Annotated in this window: 21 protein-coding genes; 11 read left to right on the forward strand and 10 right to left on the reverse strand. The window is 34.6% G+C overall.

The genetic code is table 11. The annotated features are described in order from the left end of the window. The first annotated feature begins 105 nt into the window (after positions 1–105). From ACEN2K_RS00845 to ACEN2K_RS00895, 11 genes are all read left to right on the forward strand, one after another. Positions 106–1,257 (forward strand): lycopene cyclase family protein, encoded by a 1,152-nt coding sequence (locus ACEN2K_RS00845; RefSeq protein WP_441757416.1) that lies wholly within the window; start codon positions 106–108, stop codon positions 1,255–1,257. 109 nt (positions 1,258–1,366) lie between these two features. Beyond that, complete coding sequence (locus ACEN2K_RS00850) at positions 1,367–1,777, forward strand: BrxA/BrxB family bacilliredoxin (protein WP_367772957.1); 411 nt, start codon at positions 1,367–1,369, stop codon at positions 1,775–1,777. Positions 1,778–2,021: 244 nt separating this feature from the next. Next, positions 2,022–2,444 carry a hypothetical protein gene (locus tag ACEN2K_RS00855; protein ID WP_441757417.1) on the forward strand — a complete coding sequence of 141 codons (423 nt, stop codon included), beginning with the start codon at positions 2,022–2,024 and terminating at the stop codon, positions 2,442–2,444. A 97-nt stretch (positions 2,445–2,541) separates the two neighbouring features. Next, positions 2,542–2,892 carry a DUF2200 domain-containing protein gene (locus tag ACEN2K_RS00860; RefSeq protein WP_441757418.1) on the forward strand — a complete coding sequence of 117 codons (351 nt, stop codon included), beginning with the start codon at positions 2,542–2,544 and terminating at the stop codon, positions 2,890–2,892. Between the two features lie 17 nt (positions 2,893–2,909). Next, positions 2,910–3,398: a cupin domain-containing protein gene (locus ACEN2K_RS00865; RefSeq protein WP_441757419.1), complete on the forward strand. Its 489-nt coding sequence runs from the start codon at positions 2,910–2,912 to the stop codon at positions 3,396–3,398. A gap of 352 nt (positions 3,399–3,750) precedes the next feature. Beyond that, positions 3,751–5,127, forward strand: coding sequence for an oxygen-dependent tRNA uridine(34) hydroxylase TrhO (gene trhO / locus ACEN2K_RS00870; RefSeq protein ID WP_441757420.1), 1,377 nt, complete (start codon positions 3,751–3,753; stop codon positions 5,125–5,127). A 185-nt stretch (positions 5,128–5,312) separates the two neighbouring features. Further along, the gene (locus tag ACEN2K_RS00875; protein WP_441757421.1) at positions 5,313–6,620 is read left to right on the forward strand and encodes a PSP1 domain-containing protein; all 1,308 of its coding nucleotides are present in this window, start codon (positions 5,313–5,315) and stop codon (positions 6,618–6,620) included. Then, positions 6,604–7,083 carry a gliding motility lipoprotein GldH gene (locus tag ACEN2K_RS00880; protein WP_441757422.1) on the forward strand — a complete coding sequence of 160 codons (480 nt, stop codon included), beginning with the start codon at positions 6,604–6,606 and terminating at the stop codon, positions 7,081–7,083. The genes ACEN2K_RS00875 and ACEN2K_RS00880 overlap by 17 nt, the downstream gene beginning before the upstream one ends. A gap of 7 nt (positions 7,084–7,090) precedes the next feature. Continuing rightward, a complete protein-coding gene (locus ACEN2K_RS00885; RefSeq protein WP_441757423.1) occupies positions 7,091–9,400 on the forward strand; it encodes a penicillin-binding protein 1A in 2,310 nt (769 codons plus the stop codon). A 166-nt stretch (positions 9,401–9,566) separates the two neighbouring features. After that, positions 9,567–10,268, forward strand: coding sequence for a CoA transferase subunit A (locus ACEN2K_RS00890; RefSeq protein ID WP_441757424.1), 702 nt, complete (start codon positions 9,567–9,569; stop codon positions 10,266–10,268). A 2-nt stretch (positions 10,269–10,270) separates the two neighbouring features. Beyond that, a complete protein-coding gene (locus ACEN2K_RS00895) occupies positions 10,271–10,930 on the forward strand; it encodes a CoA transferase subunit B (RefSeq protein WP_441757425.1) in 660 nt (219 codons plus the stop codon). A gap of 83 nt (positions 10,931–11,013) precedes the next feature. Here ACEN2K_RS00895 and ACEN2K_RS00900 read toward each other — a convergent pair whose 3' ends face one another. The 10 genes from ACEN2K_RS00900 to ACEN2K_RS00945 all read right to left on the reverse strand — a co-directional run bounded on the left by ACEN2K_RS00900 (position 11,014) and on the right by ACEN2K_RS00945 (position 20,328). Further along, positions 11,014–11,400, reverse strand: coding sequence for a response regulator (locus ACEN2K_RS00900; protein ID WP_441757426.1), 387 nt, complete (start codon positions 11,398–11,400; stop codon positions 11,014–11,016). After that, a complete protein-coding gene (locus ACEN2K_RS00905) occupies positions 11,390–12,415 on the reverse strand; it encodes a response regulator (RefSeq protein WP_441757427.1) in 1,026 nt (341 codons plus the stop codon). The genes ACEN2K_RS00900 and ACEN2K_RS00905 overlap by 11 nt, the downstream gene beginning before the upstream one ends. A gap of 165 nt (positions 12,416–12,580) precedes the next feature. After that, positions 12,581–14,266: an ABC transporter ATP-binding protein gene (locus ACEN2K_RS00910; protein ID WP_441757428.1), complete on the reverse strand. Its 1,686-nt coding sequence runs from the start codon at positions 14,264–14,266 to the stop codon at positions 12,581–12,583. A gap of 63 nt (positions 14,267–14,329) precedes the next feature. Continuing rightward, the gene (locus ACEN2K_RS00915; RefSeq protein ID WP_441757429.1) at positions 14,330–15,043 is read right to left on the reverse strand and encodes a 3'-5' exonuclease; all 714 of its coding nucleotides are present in this window, start codon (positions 15,041–15,043) and stop codon (positions 14,330–14,332) included. A 53-nt stretch (positions 15,044–15,096) separates the two neighbouring features. Then, complete coding sequence (locus ACEN2K_RS00920; RefSeq protein WP_441757430.1) at positions 15,097–15,567, reverse strand: methylated-DNA--[protein]-cysteine S-methyltransferase; 471 nt, start codon at positions 15,565–15,567, stop codon at positions 15,097–15,099. 187 nt (positions 15,568–15,754) lie between these two features. Next, on the reverse strand, positions 15,755–16,168 hold the full coding sequence (locus tag ACEN2K_RS00925; RefSeq protein ID WP_441757431.1) for a c-type cytochrome: 414 nt from the start codon (positions 16,166–16,168) through the stop codon (positions 15,755–15,757). A gap of 3 nt (positions 16,169–16,171) precedes the next feature. After that, positions 16,172–17,167: a porphobilinogen synthase gene (hemB, locus tag ACEN2K_RS00930; RefSeq protein WP_441757432.1), complete on the reverse strand. Its 996-nt coding sequence runs from the start codon at positions 17,165–17,167 to the stop codon at positions 16,172–16,174. 73 nt (positions 17,168–17,240) lie between these two features. Continuing rightward, the gene (gene hemF / locus ACEN2K_RS00935; protein WP_441757433.1) at positions 17,241–18,143 is read right to left on the reverse strand and encodes an oxygen-dependent coproporphyrinogen oxidase; all 903 of its coding nucleotides are present in this window, start codon (positions 18,141–18,143) and stop codon (positions 17,241–17,243) included. A 63-nt stretch (positions 18,144–18,206) separates the two neighbouring features. Next, complete coding sequence (locus ACEN2K_RS00940; protein WP_441757434.1) at positions 18,207–19,868, reverse strand: RNA-binding domain-containing protein; 1,662 nt, start codon at positions 19,866–19,868, stop codon at positions 18,207–18,209. A gap of 124 nt (positions 19,869–19,992) precedes the next feature. After that, on the reverse strand, positions 19,993–20,328 hold the full coding sequence (locus tag ACEN2K_RS00945; protein ID WP_441757435.1) for a hypothetical protein: 336 nt from the start codon (positions 20,326–20,328) through the stop codon (positions 19,993–19,995). Positions 20,329–20,334 lie beyond the last annotated feature (6 nt).

Genomic DNA, 20,334 nt, shown 5'->3' on the forward strand with positions numbered 1-20,334 from the left:
AAAGAAAATCCTTTATAAATCCTTTAAACTGTGGTAAAAAAAGATATTTGGCTACAGCCTAAAAAATAATATCCCTATTTTTGGAATAAATTTCTAGTACCGTTTATGAAACACTATGATTACATTTTTACAGGCTCGGGTTTAGCAGCATTGATGACTGTTTATAAAATGATTCAATCGGGCGCTTTTACAGATAAATCCATTTTGCTAATTGATGATGACGCAAAGAAAACCAATGACAGAACTTGGTGTTTCTGGCAAGAGGGACAATCCGTTTGGGAAAAATCTATTACAAAAAAATGGGATTTGGCTTTATTTGCTAGTGAAGGATTTAGTCGGGATTTAGATTTAAAACCCTATCAGTACAATAGAATAAATGGATTGGATTTTTACAATCAGGTGTTTGAGTTGATTTCGAAACAAAAAAACATCCACTTCCTCAATGAGAAAGTAACCGACATCAACGAACTCCAAACGCATGTTTACGTCGCTACCGAAACCCAAAGTTTCACAGGCGATAAACTCTTTAACAGCATTTATAGAAAGTTTGAAGTCGAAAGCCAAACCAAATATCCGGTTTTACAACAGCATTTTATTGGTTGGTTTATAAAAAGTAAGGAAGCCGTTTTCAATCCAGACCAAGCGACTTTCATGGATTTTTCGGTGGAACAAAAAGGGAACACGCGATTCATGTATGTTTTACCTACCTCAACCACCGAAGCCTTGCTAGAGTACACTTTGTTTTCACATCAATTATTAGCCAAAAGCGAGTACGAAACCGAAATTCAAAATTACATTGCAAAACTCGGAATCACTGATTACGAAATAACCGAAAAAGAACAAGGCAGCATCCCAATGACTTGCTATCCTTTCTGGAAAAAAAATACCCAACGCGTTCTCAATATAGGAACTGCTGGCGGATGGACCAAAGCCAGTACAGGCTATACGTTTAAAAATTCGGATAAAAAATCAACAGCTTTAATTGCGTTTTTAGAAAAGAAAACGGACTTCAGGAAATTCCATAAACGAACTAAATTCTGGTTTTACGACTTGCTTTTATTGGATATTCTAGATCGTAAAAATGATTTGGGAGCCACAATATTCTCGTCAATGTTTAAAAAAGGAAGTCCTGCTTTGATTTTTAAATTCTTAGACGAAGAAACCTCGCTTTACGAGGATATAAAAGTAATTTTAACATGTCCTAAAACGCCTTTTATCATGGCTTTACTGCGGTCAACCAAGTATTTATTTAAGTAAATTAAGTCGTCTATAAAACAATAACAAAACTTTATAATGCAAATAATGGAGTTCTTTTTAAACTTCGTAACTTTGCACTTTCAAACATTAATATTTAAAATACAAAGATATGTATCCAGAAGAAATGGTAAAACCAATGCAAGCTGAATTGACAGTAGCAGGTTTTCAAGATTTACATAGCGCTGATGCGGTAGACAATGCTATCAAAGCCGAAGGAACTACACTAGTAGTGGTGAATTCAGTTTGTGGTTGTGCAGCAAGAAACGCACGTCCAGGAGCAAAAATGAGTTTAGACGGAGCAAAAAAACCAGATCATTTAATCACGGTTTTTGCAGGAGTTGACAAAGAAGCAGTTGATGCAGCAAGACAACACATGTTCCCTTTTCCTCCATCATCACCATGTATGGCGTTGTTCAAAAACGGAGAATTGGTTCACATGTTAGAGCGTCACCACATTGAAGGTCGCCCAGCTGAAATGATCGCTGAGAACTTACAAGATGCATTTAACGAATACTGTTAGTATTTAATAGCAAGTAGCACAAAGAATTGCGATAGTTTCGCAAGATTTTAACCGCAGATTCGCAGATTTAAAAATTTGTGAATCTGCGGTTTTTTGTTTGGAGCTTCTTCCAGCTGTACACTATATCTTTTCCTGGCTAAAGAAGCCAGTAAAAGGATGCCGTTCCCATCTGGGCTAGAAGATCTGTGGTGCAATAAAGATAAAGTTGTTTATATTTGAGAATAAAAAGACAGTTAAAGAAAATATGAAAAAAATTATAATCATCATATTATTGTTGACTATAAAAGTCAACTCTCAAGAATTAGTTGGCCAATGGAACGTTATATCCTATGAAGATGAAATTTGTTATTATAATAAAATAAATGATTCAATTTATTATAAGGATACAACCCGAAAAAATGAAGCTGAAAATTTCCGTGAAATGTCAGAAATACTAATTTTTCCAATAACCTATGATTTTGAGAGTAATGGAAGTTACACTATGACTAGCCCTATGATCGGTAAAATTTATGGCCAATTCAAAATAGATCAAGTCAATAAAAAAATCATTTTTATTGATGATGAAGATAAAAAATATGAAATACCATTCGTGTATAGAGATTACATCCTCTTTATTGAAATGAAAATGGAAACTGGCTTTATTAAAATTGGCCTAAAAAAGAGCTAAAAAAAATCAATTACACAGCTACAAGGAGACAATTATCACGATTTTACGATCGGTGGCCAAAAAGTTTGTAAAAAAGTAAACATTAAAAAAGTTGTTCATGCAAAACACAAAAATATTTAAAATGGCTTTTGCTAGTGTATATCCTCATTATGTGAATAAAGCAGAGAAAAAAGGACAAACAAAAGAAAATGTAGATGCCATTATTTTTTGGCTTACTGGTTATGACCAAGAAGCTCTGCAATTACTACTTAATAATAAAACAGACTTCGAAACTTTTTTTGCTCAAGCACCACAATTGAATCCCAATGTTTCCAAAATCACAGGAGTAATCTGTGGGTATCGCGTAGAAGATATTGAAGATGAACTCATGCAAAAAATTCGTTATTTGGATAAGTTAATTGATGAATTGGCCAAAGGAAAGGCAATGGAAAAAATTTTAAGAAAGTAAATTGGGTTTGAATAAAAATGACAAATAAAGAAACTAATATAATAACAACCAGTTATAATCAAGGACAAAAACTGAATATTGCAGGAGGCGAATACCGAATTATCATTTCGGGGGAACAAAACAATGGTTCATTTGCGGTTATTGAGATGACTGTCCCACCAGGAGCAGGACCCGTTCCTCATTCTCATCCCGATTTTGAAGAAACATTTTATGTGCTTGAAGGTGAAGTTCTTTTTAAATCAGAAACAGGAGAGTTCACTGCTAAAAAAGACTCTTTTGTTGCTATCCCAAAAGGAGGAATTGTTCATAACTTCAAAAATCTTTCTGATAAACCTGCAAAATTGTTATGCACCGTAATTCCTGCTGGTTTAGAAGCATTTTTTAATGAAGTTGCTGATTATATGGACGCAAAGAAAGACAATCTTGTTTCGGAAATTAAAGAGGATATGGCTCGAATTTCTGATAAATATGGTCAAAAACTGTATAGCCTAGATTACTGGGATTAGTAATGACTCATTTGTGCAGATACACCGCTCCCGCACGAATCCTTTCGTGTGGCTCCTAATTAAAAATCTAAAAATTCTATTGCCAAAAATAGCCTAGCCCAGATTGCAGCGATATCCTCTTGTTGTAGCGATAGCAGAAACAAGAGATAAAGCGGAAAGCTGGAAATGGCTCCTAAACTTTTAAAGCAAAACTATTCATAAATTAAGATCAGTTACGTTTTTTTTAAAACTCTACAGCTTTGAAACTCTGAAACTCTGTTGCTTTGAAACTCTGTAACTCTGCAGTTTTGAAACTCTACAACTTTTCCGTACTTTTGCAAAAATAATTTTTCACACTTAAACCGTTTATAGCATGCAACTGTATAACACTTTAAGCGCAGAAGAAAGAGCCATCATGATTGATGATGCCGGAAAACAAAGACTTACTTTGTCTTTCTATGCTTATGCGCGTATTCAAGATCCCACACAATTTCGTAACGATTTATTCCTAGCATGGAACTCTCTGGAAGTCCTTGGTAGAATCTATGTCGCCACCGAAGGTATTAACGCTCAGTTATCTCTTCCGGCCGATAATTTCTATGCTTTCAAAGACACCATTGAAGCATACGATTTTATGAAAGGAATGCGCTTGAATATTGCCGTAGAGCATGACGATCACTCGTTCTTAAAACTCACCATTAAAGTGCGTGACAAGATTGTTGCTGATGGTTTGAATGATGAAACATTTGATGTAACCAACATTGGTGTTCACTTAAAAGCGAAGGAATTCAATACTATTTTGGACGATCCCAATACGATTGTAGTTGATTTTAGAAATCATTACGAAAGTGAGATTGGATACTTTAAAGGTGCCATCACGCCTGATGTGGATACTTTTAGAGAATCATTACCAATTATCAATGAACAATTACAAGATTTTAAGGAAGATAAAAACTTGGTAATGTATTGCACTGGAGGAATCCGTTGTGAGAAAGCTTCGGCTTACTTTAAGCATCAAGGGTTTAAAAATGTGTACCAGTTAGAAGGTGGTATCATTAATTATGCAAAGCAAATTAAGGAAGAGAATCTAGAGAGTAAATTCATTGGTAAAAACTTTGTATTTGATCACCGCTTAGGCGAAAGAATCACTGACGATATTGTATCGCAATGCCACCAATGTGGGAAACCTTGTGATGTACATACGAATTGTATTAATGAAGGTTGCCATTTGTTGTTTATTCAATGTGAGGAATGTGCACAAGCGATGCAAGGTTGTTGTTCAGCCGAATGTGTAGATATAATTCATTTACCAGAGGAAGAGCAAAAAGCAATTCGCCGTGGTATCAAAAATGGAAATAAGATTTTCAAAAAAGGAAAATCGGATGTGTTGACTTTTAAAAACAGAGAAGCCAATCAAGATCCTTTGGCAGCAGTTCCTAATCTTGCCGATTTGACAAAATCGAAAGCATTGGCTAAAAAAACGCCAAAGATCAAAAAACAATACATAGGTAGCGGAACTCATTTTTATCCAAAACCAAGCATTGGTCAATTTACAATTGAGGAAAACGAAATTAAAATTGGGGATACCATTTTGATTAAAGGAATGACAACAGGAGAACAAAAATTAACGCTTACTGAAATGTTAGTAAACGACGCGGTTGCTGAGAAAGCAGTTGTGGGAGATATTTGTACGTTTAAATTGCCTTTTAGAATTCGTTTATCAGATAAATTATATAAAGTTTTAGACTAAACTTTATATAATAAAATACTTCTAAATCCCTTTTTCAAACAATTGAAAAAGGGATTTTATTTTTATACAACTTAAATTCTTTGTCCATTTTAACTTTTGCTTCTTACGCTTAAAAAATACTATCTTTACACATTAATCGTTTTAAGAACATAAGTTGTGTTTATCACAACACTATATATAAAATTATGGCATGTACAAGTTGTTCAACTTCTGATGGTGGCGCACCTAAGGGTTGTAAAAATAATGGGACTTGCGGCACCGATAGCTGCAATAAATTAACTGTTTTCGATTGGCTTTCTAATATGAGTTTACCTAATGGAGAAGCTCCTTTTGACTGTGTTGAAGTTCGTTTTAAAAATGGTCGTAAAGAATTTTATCGCAATACAGAAAAATTAACATTATCCATGGGAGATATTGTGGCTACTGTAGCCTCTCCAGGACATGATATAGGAATTGTAACACTAACAGGTGAGTTAGTAAAGATTCAAATGAAGAAAAAAGGAGCGAATTACAATGGTAATGAAATTCCTAAAATATATAGAAAAGCATCACAAAAAGATATTGATATTTGGTCAGCAGCACGTGAACGTGAAGAGCCTATGAAGGTTCGTGCCCGTGAATTAGCGATTCAGCACAAACTTGAAATGAAAATATCTGATATTGAATTTCAAGGAGATGGATCAAAAGCCACTTTTTACTATACGGCAAATGATCGTGTGGATTTTAGAATGTTAATCAAAGATTTTGCTAAAGAATTCAGCACAAGAGTAGAGATGAAGCAAGTAGGTTTCCGTCAGGAAGCTGCTCGTTTAGGTGGAATTGGATCTTGTGGTAGAGAGCTTTGTTGTTCTACATGGTTAACTGATTTTAGAAGTGTAAATACATCTGCAGCACGTTACCAGCAATTGTCTTTAAATCCTCAAAAACTAGCAGGACAATGTGGAAAGTTAAAATGCTGTTTGAACTATGAATTAGACACTTACATGGATGCCTTAAAAGGTTTTCCTGATTTTGAGACTAAATTAGTTACTGAAAAAGGGGATGCTATTTGCCAAAAGCAAGATATTTTTAAAGGCTTAATGTGGTTTGCTTACACTAATAATTTTGCTAACTGGCATGTACTAAAAATTGATAAAGTCAAAGAAATCATCGCTGAAAATAAATTGAAAAATAAAGTTTCAGCCTTAGAGGACTACGCTATTGAAATCATTCAAGAAACAGAAAAAGACTTTAATAATGCAATGGGACAAGAGAGTTTAACTCGTTTTGACCAGCCTAAGAAAAGTAAAAGGCCGAATAAAAAGCCAAAAAAGGCAGGTGAAAATGTAATTACGGCCAACCCTAAAAAAGCAGCTGACAATAAAATTGTTCCTAACAATAAAAAACCAGTTCACAAAAAACAAGGAAATCCTAACGAGAAAAAACCAGCTGGACCAGGACCAGCAGCAGCAAGAAAACCTATAATTATTAAAAAAAATGAGGCTAAAAAATAGCATTTTAGTTCTTTTGATAGCAGTACTTCTTTTTTCGTGTGATAAAAAAAGGGTCTTTGATGAATACAAATCTGTAGGGAGTGCATGGCATAAAGACAGCGTAGTATCATTCAACTTACCTGTATTAGATTCGACAAAAAGATTCAATTTGTTTATCAACATTAGGGATAATAACAACTATCAATTTAACAATCTCTTTTTAATTGTAACTCTAGAAAAACCAAATGGTTATACTAAAGTCGACACATTAGAATACCAAATGGCTGATGCTGACGGGACTTTATTAGGAAATGGTTTTACTGATATTAAAGAAAGTAAACTTTTCTATAAAGAGAATGTCAAATTTAGAGGCAAGTATAAAGTCAATATAAAACAGGCTGTTAGGGAAACTGGAAAAGTGCCCGGTGTGACACAGTTAGAAGGAATTACAGAAGTGGGTTTAAGAATAGAAAACAAAGACTAAATAGTATATGGCTACTAAAAACAATAACAATCCGGGTAAAAATAATACTGGCGATTTTAAATATTATACTAAAACATTTTGGAAGTTTTTCCTTTATGGACTTAGTGCTATCGTTTTATTTTTCCTTTTTGCTTCATGGGGAATTTTCGGCTCGATGCCTTCCTTTGAAGATTTAGAAAATCCAGACTCTAACCTAGCTACAGAAATCATCTCTTCTGATGGGGTGGTTATTGGTAAATATTTTCAAAAAAACCGTTCGCAGTTAAAATATTCTGATCTTCCTAAAAATTTCGTAGATGCTTTAATTGCAACAGAAGACGAACGTTTTTACGAGCACTCAGGAATTGACGGTAGAGGAACTTTGAGAGCCATTGCCAGTTTAGGAAGCAGTGGTGGAGCCAGTACATTAACCCAACAGTTAGCGAAACAATTATTCCACGGTGAGGGATCTAAATTCTTACCTTTTAGAATTGTACAAAAAGCAAAAGAATGGATTATCGCCATTCGATTAGAAAGACAGTATACTAAAAATGAGATTTTAGCGATGTACTGTAATGTCTATGACTTTGGTAACTACTCTGTTGGAGTAAGTTCAGCTGCACAGACTTATTTTTCTAAAGAACCTAAAGATCTTACTGTAGACGAGTCGGCTATATTAGTAGGAATGTTCAAAAATTCTGGACTATACAATCCTGTTAGAAACCCTCAGGGAGTTAAAAACAGACGAAATGTTGTCTTGGCACAGATGGAAAAAAGTAAAATGATTTCTGAACAAGAAAAAGAAAGATTACAAAACCTTCCAATTAAGTTAAACTTTAAACTAGAGAGTCATAGAGAAGGAACAGCAACTTACTTTAGAGAGTATTTGCGTGATTACATGAAAAAATGGGTCGAAGAAAATAAAAAACCAGATGGATCTGATTATGATATTTATAAAGATGGTTTAAAAATATATACGACAATTGATTCTAGAATGCAATTGCATGCTGAAGAGGCTGTAGCTGCTCACATGGCTAATTTGCAACAAGAATTTTTCATCCAAGCCAAAACAAATAAAAACGCGCCTTTTGTTAATATATCTAGTGCTGAAACGCAACGTATTTTGACGCAAGCAATGAAGTCGTCTAACAGATGGGCTGTTTTGAAATCATTGGATAAAAGTGAAGACGAAATTATCAAATCGTTTAGCGTAAAAACTAAGATGACTGTGTTTACTTGGAAAGGAGAAAAAGATACTATCATGACTCCTATAGATTCTATTCGCTATTACAAACACTTTTTACAATCCGGTTTAATGGCTATGGAGCCTCAAACAGGTAGTATTAAAGCATGGGTTGGCGGAATTAATTACAAGTATTTTCAGTACGATCACGTAGGACAAGGTGCAAGACAAGTTGGTTCTACCTTCAAACCATTTGTATATGCAACTGCAATTGAGCAGCTAAACATGTCTCCTTGTGATTCAATTATAGATGCACCATTTACCATGCCAGTAGGTCGTCACCATGTTACTGCAGCTTGGACACCTAGAAACTCGGACAACAAATACAGAGGAATGGTTACTTTGAAAAGGGCATTGGCCAATTCGATTAATACTGTTTCGGCAAAATTAATGGATAAGGTGGGGCCTGAGGCCGTTGTAAAATTGACACATAAATTAGGAATCAAATCTGAAATCCCAGTACAGCCTTCTATTGCTTTGGGAGCTGTAGATATTACCGTAGAAGATATGGTAGCGGCTTACAGTACGTTTGCCAATCAAGGGGTGTATACCAAACCACAATTTTTAAATCGTATCGAAGACAAAAGCGGTGTGGTAATCTACGAGCCGATTCCGGAATCACATGATGTTTTAAATAAGGATATCGCCTTTGCTATTATAAAGCTATTAGAAGGAGTTACAGAAGGTGGATCAGGAAACAGATTAAGAACCGAAGGTGGTGGTTACGGATACAACAGAATAACTGGATATCCATACAAATTCACTAATCCTATCGCAGGTAAAACAGGAACAACTCAAAACCAATCTGATGGTTGGTTCATGGGAATGGTGCCTAATTTAGTAACGGGAGTTTGGGTAGGTTGTGAAGACCGTTCAGCACGTTTTAAGAGCATTACGTATGGTCAAGGAGCAACAGCTGCCTTACCTGTTTGGGCTTATTTTATGAAATTATGTTATGCTGATACAGAATTAAAAGTTTCAAAAGCAGAATTTGAAAGACCAGCTAATCTCTCTATAAAAGTGGATTGCTATCAAGCAAAAGCGGTTAAAGATACCACTGGACTTATTCAAGATACAGAAGAATTTGAATTTTAGAAAGACTCAGGGGCTATCACCTAAATTAGGTTACAGCTGTCGTGATTAACTTCAGCAATAGCGGATACAATTTCATTCGATATTCACCAATTTCAAATAAAAGAGAACCAGTAAACTAATCTGGCTTAGAAATCATACTATTAATTGCATTATTAGAACCAACATTATGATTAATAAAAAAGTAAATACGGTACAAGAAGCACTACAAGGAATTCAAGATGGCATGACCATCATGTTAGGAGGATTTGGACTGTGCGGAATTCCAGAAAATGCTATTGCTGAACTAGTCATTAAAGAAACAAAAGAGTTAACCTGCATATCTAACAATGCGGGAGTAGATGATTTTGGACTAGGACTTTTATTGCAAAAAAGACAAATTAAGAAAATGATTTCTTCTTATGTAGGTGAAAATGCCGAATTTGAACGTCAAATGCTCTCTGGAGAATTAGAAGTCGATTTGATACCACAAGGTACTCTAGCAGAACGCTGTCGTGCCGCTCAGGCAGGAATCCCTGCATTCTTTACACCTGCAGGATTTGGAACTGAAGTAGCCGAAGGAAAGGAAGTGAGAGAATTTAATGGAAAGATGCACATCATGGAACATGCTTTCAATGCTGATTTTGCCATTGTAAAAGCGTGGAAAGGAGATACTGCAGGAAACTTAATCTTTAAAGGTACTGCTAGGAACTTTAATCCCTCTATGGCGGGTGCCGCAACAGTAACAGTTGCCGAAGTGGAAGAACTAGTGGAAACAGGATCATTAGACCCGAACCAGATTCATATCCCTGGAATATTTGTACAAAGAATTTTTCAAGGAGAACACTATGAGAAAAGAATCGAACAACGTACAACTAGAAAAAAAGACTAATCATGGCGTTAGATAAAATAGGAATTGCAAAACGTATTGCTCAAGAATTAAAAGACCGTTATTTTGTTAATTTAGGTATCGGTATCCCAACACTTGTAGCTAATTATATCCCGCAAGGAATTGATGTCGAATTTCAAAGTGAAAATGGTGTTCTAGGCATGGGTCCTTTCCCATTTGAAGGAGAAGAAGATGCTGACATTATTAACGCTGGAAAACAAACAATAACGACACTACCTGGAGCTTCTTTCTTTGATTCTGCATTGAGTTTTGGAATGATCCGTGGGCAACATGTAGACTTAACTATTCTTGGCGCAATGGAAGTTGCAGAAAATGGCGACATAGCCAATTGGAAAATACCAGGTAAAATGGTTAAAGGAATGGGCGGAGCAATGGATCTTGTAGCCTCTGCTGAGAATATTATTGTTGCCATGATGCATGTCAATAAAAAAGGGGAATCTAAAATACTAAAGAAATGTAGCTTACCCTTAACTGGTGTAGGCTGTGTGAAAAAAGTAGTCACAGAATTAGCTGTTTTAGAAGTAACCCCAAAAGGTTTCAAATTACTAGAACGCGCACCCGGTGTAACTGTAGAACATATAATCGCTTCAACAGAAGCCAATTTAATTATTGACGGAGATATTCCTGAAATGGTGATAGAGTAATTACGATAATAGTAGTAATTGAGAAAAAAAGTGAGGCTGTTTTAAATCACAGCCTCTCTTTATACTTTTATTTGACTCACTTATCAACTACAATAATCGATTTTGATATCTTTTAGATTTGCTTTGTTAAATGGTTTTTCGATAAAATCAATTATTTTAGAATAGGTTGCTGCTTTATCTTTGTCCTCCTGATCCACAGAAGAAGTGACCATGACTACCTTAATTTGCTTTTTAAAATCATCCTGATGTATGATATCCAGCAAGCCCCATCCATCCATTATAGGCATATTAATATCTAAAAACAATAAAATTGGTTCTTCATCATCTCCAATTTCAACAAAATAATCTAGAGCCTTCTGCGCTGAATTAAATGTTTTGGGTGTTGTGTGAAATCCGGAAACTTGAATTATTCTGCTGTGTAAAAAAAGGATTAATTCGTCATCATCTACCACTACTACCTTATAATTCATTCTTATTAATTTTATTCATTGTTTCTGTTTTCTTTACAATATCTCTAATAATAGTATCTAATTCAGTACCTGATTTAAAAAAGTGATCCAACAGCTCTTCATATTCAGTAGGTATTTTATTGGATTCTTTCATGAAATCTATAATGGACATCATTTTTGCTAAAGGAGCTCTAACCACATGAGAATGTGTCCAGGCAATTTCCTTCAAACTTTTATTTTGATCCTCAATAGTTTTAATATGCTGCATCTGTTTGGTTATATCATTTGCCATAACCAGCTTAGCTTTCTGGCTGTTGTAGTAAATAATATTGCTTTGAATTTCTACATCAACGATGGCACCATTTTTTTTCTGATGCCTTACATACCGCTTCTTAAAATTATCTCTATACTGACTAAAAGAATGGACTCCTTCATCAAATAGCGGATAATCCTCAACAGGTCTAATTTCTTTGATTGTCATAGCAAGAAATTCCTCTTTACTAAAACCGTATTTTTTTATTGCTGCATCGTTTACGTCTAAAAAACTAAAAGTTCCCAAATCGTAAACCCACATAGGCAATGGACTCAAATGGAATAGGTCACTGTAACGTGTTTTAGCAAGTTCATAGGAAAAGAAAATCTTTTTCCTTTCAGTAGCACAAGTAATACTTTTATATAAGCTTGCTGCTGTTATTTCATCTTTAACCAAATAATCGGATATGCCTCGCGAAATAGATTTGAGTGCAAATTTTATATCATGATTATTTGTTAAAACAATTATAGGGCAGAAAAAGACTAAATCCATTATTTGTGATATCACATCATACTTACTAATATCAGGCAGTGTAAGATCTAATAATACAGCATCAAAAAATTTATCTTCAGAAGACAAAATCGAAGTTGCTTCTTTAAAATTTTTTGCATGTTTTATTTCTGACTTAAATTCAAGGTCAGCAATGGTACTTGTAATCTTTTCATAATCACTAAAATTATCTTCAACAACTAAAATAGAATATGTTTTTGGGGCTTCATTCATTTTATTTTATTTGAAAATTTACTTTGGTATTTTTAACAACAACTCATTTATTTCATTCTTTACAATTTTTTATTCCTTAATTTTTTAACTTTTTTAAAAAAACAGAACTATGAACTTGTTCTAATTCTTGTCTTAATCCATACTCTCTATAAACCCTAATGAAAGCTATCCTTTAGGGATGGCATCAATAAGTTTTTTAGTATACTCTTTTTTAGGATGTGCATACAACTCATCAGCATCTGCAATTTCTTCTATTTTACCTTTATTCATGACTAATACTTGGTCACTCATATATTTAACAACTGCTAAATCATGCGAAATGAAAATATAAGTGAAACCGAAATTCTCTTTTAGCTCGTTTAAAAGGTTTAAAACTTGAGCCTGAACCGAAATATCTAATGCTGAAACAGATTCATCACAAACGATTAATTTAGGCTGTAAGGCAATGGTACGTGCTATTCCTATACGCTGTCTTTGTCCTCCAGAGAATTCATGTGGATATCGGTTAAAGTACTCTGCTCCTAAACCCACTCGCTCTAAAATTTCAATAGTTTTTGCTTTTCGCTCTTTATCATTTCCATGTAATCCATGTACCTTCATAGGTTCCATGATTGCCTTACCTACAGGAATTCGAGGATTTAAGGATGAATAAGGATCTTGAAAAATGATTTGGATTTCCTTTCTCAATGTTTTAATAGCAGCACTCCCTAACTTAGTAATATCTTGTCCACGATACAGAATCTGACCAGCAGTGGCTTTATCTAATTGTAAAATGGCATTACCTAAAGTGGATTTACCGCAACCACTTTCTCCCACTAAACCTAGAGTCTCCCCTTCATACAATTTAAAACTAACATTATTTACCGCCTTGAATCCAGATTTTTTTCCGAAAAATCCTGCTGTAGAAAAGTACTCCTTTTCAACATTGGTAACTTCTAATATCGGTTTTTTACTATACAATTCATGATGAAAATCCAATCTGTTTTCAGCGGTAACTACCTCAGTATTAATTTCATTCTTTAAGAAGTCCTGTATTGTAGGTAAGCGCTTTAATCTCACTTCTAGTGAGGGTCTTGACGCAATCAATGCCTTGGTGTAATTGTGCTGAGGGTTTTTGAATATTTGCTGTACTTCACCTTGTTCTACAATTTGTCCTTTGTACATTACTAAAACGCGGTGCGCAATTTCAGAAACCAGAGATAAATCATGAGAAATAAAAATGATACTCATGCCCGTTTCTTGCTGAATATCTTTAAGCAATTGGATAATTTCCTTTTGAACAGTTACATCTAGCGCAGTAGTAGGTTCGTCCGCTATTAGTAACTTGGGTTTGCAAGCAATTGCCATGGCAATCATTACTCTTTGCTTTTGTCCACCCGATATTTCATGAGGATATTTATCAAAAATGAGTTCGGGATCAGGTAATTTAACTTTATCAAAAAGAGAAAGCGTTTCCGCTTTTGAAGCTGATTTTGATAATGCCGTGTGTTGCAGCAAAATTTCCTGAACTTGAAAACCGCATTTTAACGAGGGGTTTAACGAGCTCATCGGTTCTTGAAAAATCATCGCGATAGCATTACCTCTTAGATGCTGCATTTCTTTCTCTGACAATTGTGCTACATTTTTTCCGTCAAAAACAATTTCGCCTTGCGTAATTTTAGAGATGTGTGTAGGTAACAACCCCATTATAGCTAAGGAAGAAACTGATTTTCCAGAACCTGATTCACCCACAATACCTAAGATTTCATTCTCCAGTAATTCATAACTAATGTTTTTAATCACGGCACTATATGCTCCTTCTTTCTTAAAAGAGATTTCGAGATTGCGTATGGATAGTAAAGGCTGATTCATATTGGTAAAAGTAACTATTTAAGAATAAAGTTAGACAGACTTTAAACTGGAATATCATATTTATTAAACATGAATTATTTCGTCTTCTATTAACAAATCTTCTCTTCTTAATCTAAGGAATATCTGGGCCACAGCGATCGTGTCTTTTTCACAATAGGTCACTATCCTGTCAATGTCTTTATCTACATAAAACACATGGCCTACTTGACTGCCATCTATATCGCCCTTTGGTGAGGGGATTCCAAGAACTTTGCACAATAATTTTAGAGAAGTGAAATGTTTATAATCACCAAATTTCCATAACTCCAAAGTATCTAAGTGAGGTATTTCCCATGGTTTTTTTCCAAATAAATTGAGTTTGATGGGAATAGGAATTTGGTTAATAATCATCCGCCTGGCAATAAATGGAAAGTCAAACTCTTTAGCATTATGACCACATAAAATATGCTGTGGCTGGCTAAAATGATTATTCAACAAATTATTGAAGTCTTTTAAGATTTTTGGCTCATCGCCAAAAAAGGAAGTGACCCTAAAATTCCTGATATCACCTTTGGTTACAAAAAAACCCACAGATATGCATATAATTTTACCAAACTCAGCCCAAATCCCTGCTCGTTCATAAAAATCTTCTGGAGTGAACTCATCCTTGCGTTGGTACTGGGTTTTGTGCTCCCAAAGTTCTTTTAATTCAGAATCTAAGTCATTATAATCAGCCGTTTCAGGAACGGTTTCTATATCTAAGAATAATATATTATCAAGTTTTAATTTTTCAATCATTAGTTATTATTTTGACAATTTAACCGTACGAATAAATATAATTATATTTTTGATTAGAATAAGCTTTGTTGTGCAGAAGGATTTTCATGCTCTAACAACCATTTTTTGCACCAAATCCCTCCAGCATACCCTGTAAGCGAACCATCCGATCCAATAACACGGTGACAAGGAAGCACGATCCAAAGCGGGTTCTTTCCATTAGCGGAAGCTACAGCACGAATGGCTTTGACATCACCCAGTTTCTTCGATTGTTCCAGATAGCTGCTTGTCTTTCCAAAAGGAATTTCGAGTAAGGATTGCCATACTTTTTGTTGAAATTCGGTTCCTTTAGGATTTAGTTTGAAATTAAAGTCCGTTCGTTTCCCTTCAAAATAATCATTTAGTTGTGAAACTGCTGCTGTTAGTACTTCAGGAATTACAGGAGAAATAGTGCCTTCATCGTCAATAGTAATAACCGAAACTCCATTATGGTCTCCAATAATGGTGGCAAATCCTAAAGGGGTTTTAATGCAAACTGTTTCCATAAATTAAAGATATATATTTTAATGATTTGATGGAGATTTTTAGAAATAAAAAACCATTCGCGATTACGAATGGTTTTTTATTTTTAGCCCTGATGGTAGTGGCATCCTTTACTTGCTTTCTTTAAGCAAGGAAAGATATAACGAACAGCAGGATTAGCTCCTTCTATACCACATCATCTAGAGTGTTTTATTTTAAATTACTATAAATGTAGGCTTCAATTCCTTTGAGCTCTTCATCAGACATGGCTTTAGTAATAGCAAAGTTGGTTTTCATAACTTCATATTGACTTGGGTCAACTAATGGGGCTGCATCCTCCTTTAAGAAGGCTATAATATTACCGTTTTTCTCTTTGTAGACCTTGGCAATTTCCTGTAAACTGGGTCCAATCACTTTTTGATCCACTTGGTGACAAGCAACACAATTGCCCTTACCGCTAAAAAGGCTTGCACCTAACTCTTCTGGTGTTTGAGTAGTCTCTGTAACCGACGCAGGATACAAAGGTTCTTTTTTTGTCTCTTCTTTTTTGCAAGAAACCATTGTGATTAAGCTTAGTGAGCAAATCATTACAATAATGGCATTTAAAATAGTGGTTTTTTTCATGATTTATTTATTTAAAAGTATAGCTGCTTCTTTGGCAAAATACGTCGAAATCAAACTGGCTCCAGCACGTTTGATACACATTAATTGTTCCATCATGATTTGATCGTGATCCAACCAACCTTTTTCGGCAGCGGCTTTGATCATTGCATATTCCCCAGAAACATGGTAAACTGTTACAGGAACATTTACTGCATTTTTTACTTCTCTAACAATATCTAAATAAGCAATTCCGGGTTTTACCATTACCATATCAGCGCCTTCCTCTACATCCCACAATGCTTCTTTGATGGCTTCAATACGATTAGCATAGTCCATTTGATAGGTTTTTTTATCTTTTGGTACTACTACATCTGACTCTCTCGGTGCGCTGTCTAAAGCATCACGAAATGGCCCGTAAAACGCTGAAGCATATTTAGCCGAATAGCTCATGATTCCCACATTATGAAAACCAGCAGCATCAAGACCTTGTCGCAAACGCAAAACGCGTCCGTCCATCATGTCTGATGGCGCAACAAAATCGGCTCCAGCTTGTGCATGAGAAACGGCCATTTTAACCAAGGCGTCATTAGTAGCATCATTTTCTACATCTCCATTTGCAATGATTCCGTCGTGACCATAAATAGAGTAGGGATCTAAAGCCACATCAGGCATCACAATCATCTCTGGGCAAGCGATTTTAATGGCACGGATAGCCTCTTGCATCAACCCATTAGGGTTCCAAGCTTCTTTGCCTGTATTGTCTTTTAAATTTTCACTTACTTTAACGTAAATGTTAACCGCACGAATACCTAAGGCATATATTTCTTGGACTTCTTTTACAGTTAAATCAATCGAACGACGAAAGATTCCTGGCATAGAAGCAATTTCAACTTGCACATTTTCTCCCTCTGCGATAAACATAGGAAACATAAAATCAGAAGGACTTAAAGTCGTCTCGCGAACTAGACTTCTAATTGATTCATTCGTTCTTAATCTTCTACCTCTTTGTAATGGGAACATATATTTTTAGTTTAAAGTTTCAGGTTTAAAAGTTTAAAGTTAAACCCGTTTAAAAATTAAAATTCAGAATAAATTAGACCCAATTTTTTGGATTTTCTAATACTTGTATTAATTTCTCTTCTTCGCTTCCTACTTCTGGATGATGATCGTATACCCATTGTACATGCGGTGGCAAAGACATCAGGATACTTTCAATTCTCCCATTGGTTTTTAAGCCAAACAAAGTCCCTTTATCATGAACTAAATTGAATTCTACATAGCGCCCACGACGAATTTCTTGCCATGTCTTTTGCTCTGGAGTATATTGTAAATCTTTTCTTTTTTTTACAATTGGAACATACGCTTGCAAAAATGAATTCCCTACTTCGCTAACAAAATCGAACCAGCTTTCCATTGCCATTTCGTCTGTCGCTTTGCAATAATCAAAGAACAAACCTCCTATTCCGCGCGCTTCATTACGATGTGCATTCCAGAAATAACCATCGCATTGTTTTTTATATTTAGGATAAAACTCTGGATTGTGGTTGTCACAGGCGGTTTTACAAGTTTGATGAAAATGAATTGCATCTTCTTCAAACAAATAATAAGGGGTTAAATCTTGACCACCACCAAACCATTGTTGTATTACATTTCCGCTTTCATCATACATTTCGAAATAACGCCAATTGGCATGAACTGTAGGCACCATAGGATTCTTTGGATGCAAAACCAAACTTAGTCCGCAAGCAAAAAAATCTGCTTCGCCTACGCCAAACATCTTTTGCATGGCTTCTGGCAACTTTCCGTGAACAGCTGAGATATTAACACCGCCTTTTTCAAAAACTCTTCCATTCTCGATTACACGTGTCCTTCCTCCTCCGCCTTCTGGGCGATCCCATAAGTCTTCTTTAAATTTGGCTTGACCATCAACAGCTTCTAGCCCTGCGACAATTTGATCTTGAAGGTTTTGTATGTAGGTAAAAAATTGTTCTTTCATTTTTATTGAAATGCAAAAGTGTTTAAAAGTGTTTAAAAGTGTTTAAAAAGCGTTTAAAAGTGTTTAAACGATTTCCCAGAAATATCCTGGTGTGTTAACAATCTTACCTTCCATCCTTAATGCAGAAAGATAATTCGTAACCTTATTTTTTTTCTTTTCTTCTGAAAGAGCAGTCGATAATTTAGGAATAATTAAGTTATCAATTTTATCTCGTTTCGTTTTTCCCCATTTTTTAAGGCATTCAAGTATCATCTCTTTAAAATGAGAATCGTCAAAACTACGGTTAGCTAAATATTCGGCTTGTAAATTTTCATCATTTGTTGACTCAATAATATCATAGGATAAGTAAATATTGGGTCTTCTTCCTTCAATATACTTCGCTTTTTTTAGATGCTTAAATTCAGTTTCTGTTATTTCTTTATGTTTTTGAACTTTGTCTAACAAAATGATTTCATCTAAACCTAAATTTGAGTTTTTGATGAGAATTCTAGCAAAATTTTCATCTAAAACTTTACCCGTGATGGTCACTTTTACCTTATTATCATCAAAATTATAATCTGGAAGTGGAAAAAATCGTTGTTTTTGAAAGTTAAATATTTTTCGAATACCTCCACCTTGAGTTTCAATCATATCTAAATTTTTCATTGCTTCAACCAAAAAAGGGTTGCGATACACTTCTTCGGGAGTGTCATTTAAAACAACATCTTCTACAGATTTTGGCAAAAAAGATCCATAATTAGAAAACACCAAATGATCATCTTCAAACTCGACTACGTTAATTCTTGCTCCTTTAGAATAATCTTGATGTGCGATAGCATTGTTTAAAGACTCTCGGATAGTATATGGTTCATATCGCAATACCTCGTCAGGAAATAATGTACCATCACGTAGATAACGGTATTTTAAATTTCGTATTTTCTTAAAAACTTCATCTATTGATAACAATAATGGAATTGAAAATATCTCAAAATCTTTATCTTGATTATCCAGAGTTTTTAGATTCCATCTAATCTTAACAGAAGAGTCTAAATAGTGTTCCGATTCCTCTTTTCCTAATAGAATTAAAGTCGTCCTAGTTATCTTTCCTTTAATTGTAAGTTTTGATTTATTTAGAAAATCAACATCATTCCAATGATCAAGATCGTTGGAGTATTTAGGATTCCTTTTTTTAAATTCAATACGTGCTTTTTGTATTGCCTCTTGATCCAAATCTTCAATAGTAGCGTCTTGAATAATTACTTTAGACCAATCTTCATTAGCTTGAACTTGAGTCAATATAGCATCTAAACGAGCTTTTGTCATTTCAACCAAATTATCATCTATTCGCTGCCACGTTTTTTTATGTGCATAAACAGGTAATCTAAATTGATGTTTTGGAATATGGAAAATCCAAACAACCTTTTTAGTGTCTGAAGTAGTGAATTCCTGAATACTAAATCCTTCAATATTTAGATTGGTTATATTTCCATTAATTCTAAACCTAATATCCTCAATTGTATAACCTCCAAAATCCTGAATACCTACAATTTCATGCGTTTGATCTTGAATGCCAATAATTAAATGTCCGCCTTGCATGTTTGCAATTGCAGAAACATAAGAAATAACATCGTCACCTGCTCTTCCTGAAACAGCACTTTTTAACGACTTAAATTCCTTCCACTCACACTTTTCGCTTTCAAGCGGGTAGTTAGTCTTTAAATAGTCTTGTAGTTCTTTTTCAGTCATGTTTACGGTAATTATCAATTACAAATATAGAAAAGTATTTTTAGTGCCTAATGTTACTTAATATTTTGACAATCAATGTTCTTCACATTTTTTTTACAGCAGCTAACTTATTTATTATTTCGAACTAAAACGTCTTGCTCTCTAATTGAATATGCTCATAAATAGCCAATGCTTTCGCCCCAAAATTAAATTGATTATTAACAGAATATCCTACCAAAAAATCAGCAAAGCGTTCTTTATCCTCCCAATCAAAACCATATCCACTAAGTAGTGTGATTACATCTTTTTCTGAGATTTCTTGTAGAATAGCAGAACTTAATTGTATCTCAGTCAACTGATCATCGATTAAACTCGTGTCTTCAATATTCCAAAATTTGGGTACAAACACCAAAGAAAGTAAAGTGGTCAACATAGTGTCGCTCTTTACTTTCTTCTTTTCTCTTAGTCCTTTATTTAGCATTTGCTC

The sequence above is a fragment of the Flavobacterium sp. W21_SRS_FM3 genome (assembly GCF_052113625.1).
GTDB lineage: Bacteria > Bacteroidota > Bacteroidia > Flavobacteriales > Flavobacteriaceae > Flavobacterium.

What these genes read in the sequence shown, in the direction of transcription:
- ACEN2K_RS00845 (WP_441757416.1), top strand. Translation starts at nt 106, where the DNA reads ATGAAACACTATGATTACATTTTTACAGGCTCGGGTTTAGCAGCATTG.
- ACEN2K_RS00850 (WP_367772957.1), top strand. Translation starts at nt 1,367, where the DNA reads ATGTATCCAGAAGAAATGGTAAAACCAATGCAAGCTGAATTGACAGTA.
- ACEN2K_RS00855 (WP_441757417.1), top strand. Translation starts at nt 2,022, where the DNA reads ATGAAAAAAATTATAATCATCATATTATTGTTGACTATAAAAGTCAAC.
- ACEN2K_RS00860 (WP_441757418.1), top strand. Translation starts at nt 2,542, where the DNA reads ATGCAAAACACAAAAATATTTAAAATGGCTTTTGCTAGTGTATATCCT.
- ACEN2K_RS00865 (WP_441757419.1), top strand. Translation starts at nt 2,910, where the DNA reads ATGACAAATAAAGAAACTAATATAATAACAACCAGTTATAATCAAGGA.
- trhO (WP_441757420.1), top strand. Translation starts at nt 3,751, where the DNA reads ATGCAACTGTATAACACTTTAAGCGCAGAAGAAAGAGCCATCATGATT.
- ACEN2K_RS00875 (WP_441757421.1), top strand. Translation starts at nt 5,313, where the DNA reads ATGGCATGTACAAGTTGTTCAACTTCTGATGGTGGCGCACCTAAGGGT.
- ACEN2K_RS00880 (WP_441757422.1), top strand. Translation starts at nt 6,604, where the DNA reads ATGAGGCTAAAAAATAGCATTTTAGTTCTTTTGATAGCAGTACTTCTT.
- ACEN2K_RS00885 (WP_441757423.1), top strand. Translation starts at nt 7,091, where the DNA reads ATGGCTACTAAAAACAATAACAATCCGGGTAAAAATAATACTGGCGAT.
- ACEN2K_RS00890 (WP_441757424.1), top strand. Translation starts at nt 9,567, where the DNA reads ATGATTAATAAAAAAGTAAATACGGTACAAGAAGCACTACAAGGAATT.
- ACEN2K_RS00895 (WP_441757425.1), top strand. Translation starts at nt 10,271, where the DNA reads ATGGCGTTAGATAAAATAGGAATTGCAAAACGTATTGCTCAAGAATTA.
- ACEN2K_RS00900 (WP_441757426.1), bottom strand. Translation starts at nt 11,400, where the DNA reads ATGAATTATAAGGTAGTAGTGGTAGATGATGACGAATTAATCCTTTTT.
- ACEN2K_RS00905 (WP_441757427.1), bottom strand. Translation starts at nt 12,415, where the DNA reads ATGAATGAAGCCCCAAAAACATATTCTATTTTAGTTGTTGAAGATAAT.
- ACEN2K_RS00910 (WP_441757428.1), bottom strand. Translation starts at nt 14,266, where the DNA reads ATGAATCAGCCTTTACTATCCATACGCAATCTCGAAATCTCTTTTAAG.
- ACEN2K_RS00915 (WP_441757429.1), bottom strand. Translation starts at nt 15,043, where the DNA reads ATGATTGAAAAATTAAAACTTGATAATATATTATTCTTAGATATAGAA.
- ACEN2K_RS00920 (WP_441757430.1), bottom strand. Translation starts at nt 15,567, where the DNA reads ATGGAAACAGTTTGCATTAAAACCCCTTTAGGATTTGCCACCATTATT.
- ACEN2K_RS00925 (WP_441757431.1), bottom strand. Translation starts at nt 16,168, where the DNA reads ATGAAAAAAACCACTATTTTAAATGCCATTATTGTAATGATTTGCTCA.
- hemB (WP_441757432.1), bottom strand. Translation starts at nt 17,167, where the DNA reads ATGTTCCCATTACAAAGAGGTAGAAGATTAAGAACGAATGAATCAATT.
- hemF (WP_441757433.1), bottom strand. Translation starts at nt 18,143, where the DNA reads ATGAAAGAACAATTTTTTACCTACATACAAAACCTTCAAGATCAAATT.
- ACEN2K_RS00940 (WP_441757434.1), bottom strand. Translation starts at nt 19,868, where the DNA reads ATGACTGAAAAAGAACTACAAGACTATTTAAAGACTAACTACCCGCTT.
- ACEN2K_RS00945 (WP_441757435.1), bottom strand. Translation starts at nt 20,328, where the DNA reads ATGCTAAATAAAGGACTAAGAGAAAAGAAGAAAGTAAAGAGCGACACT.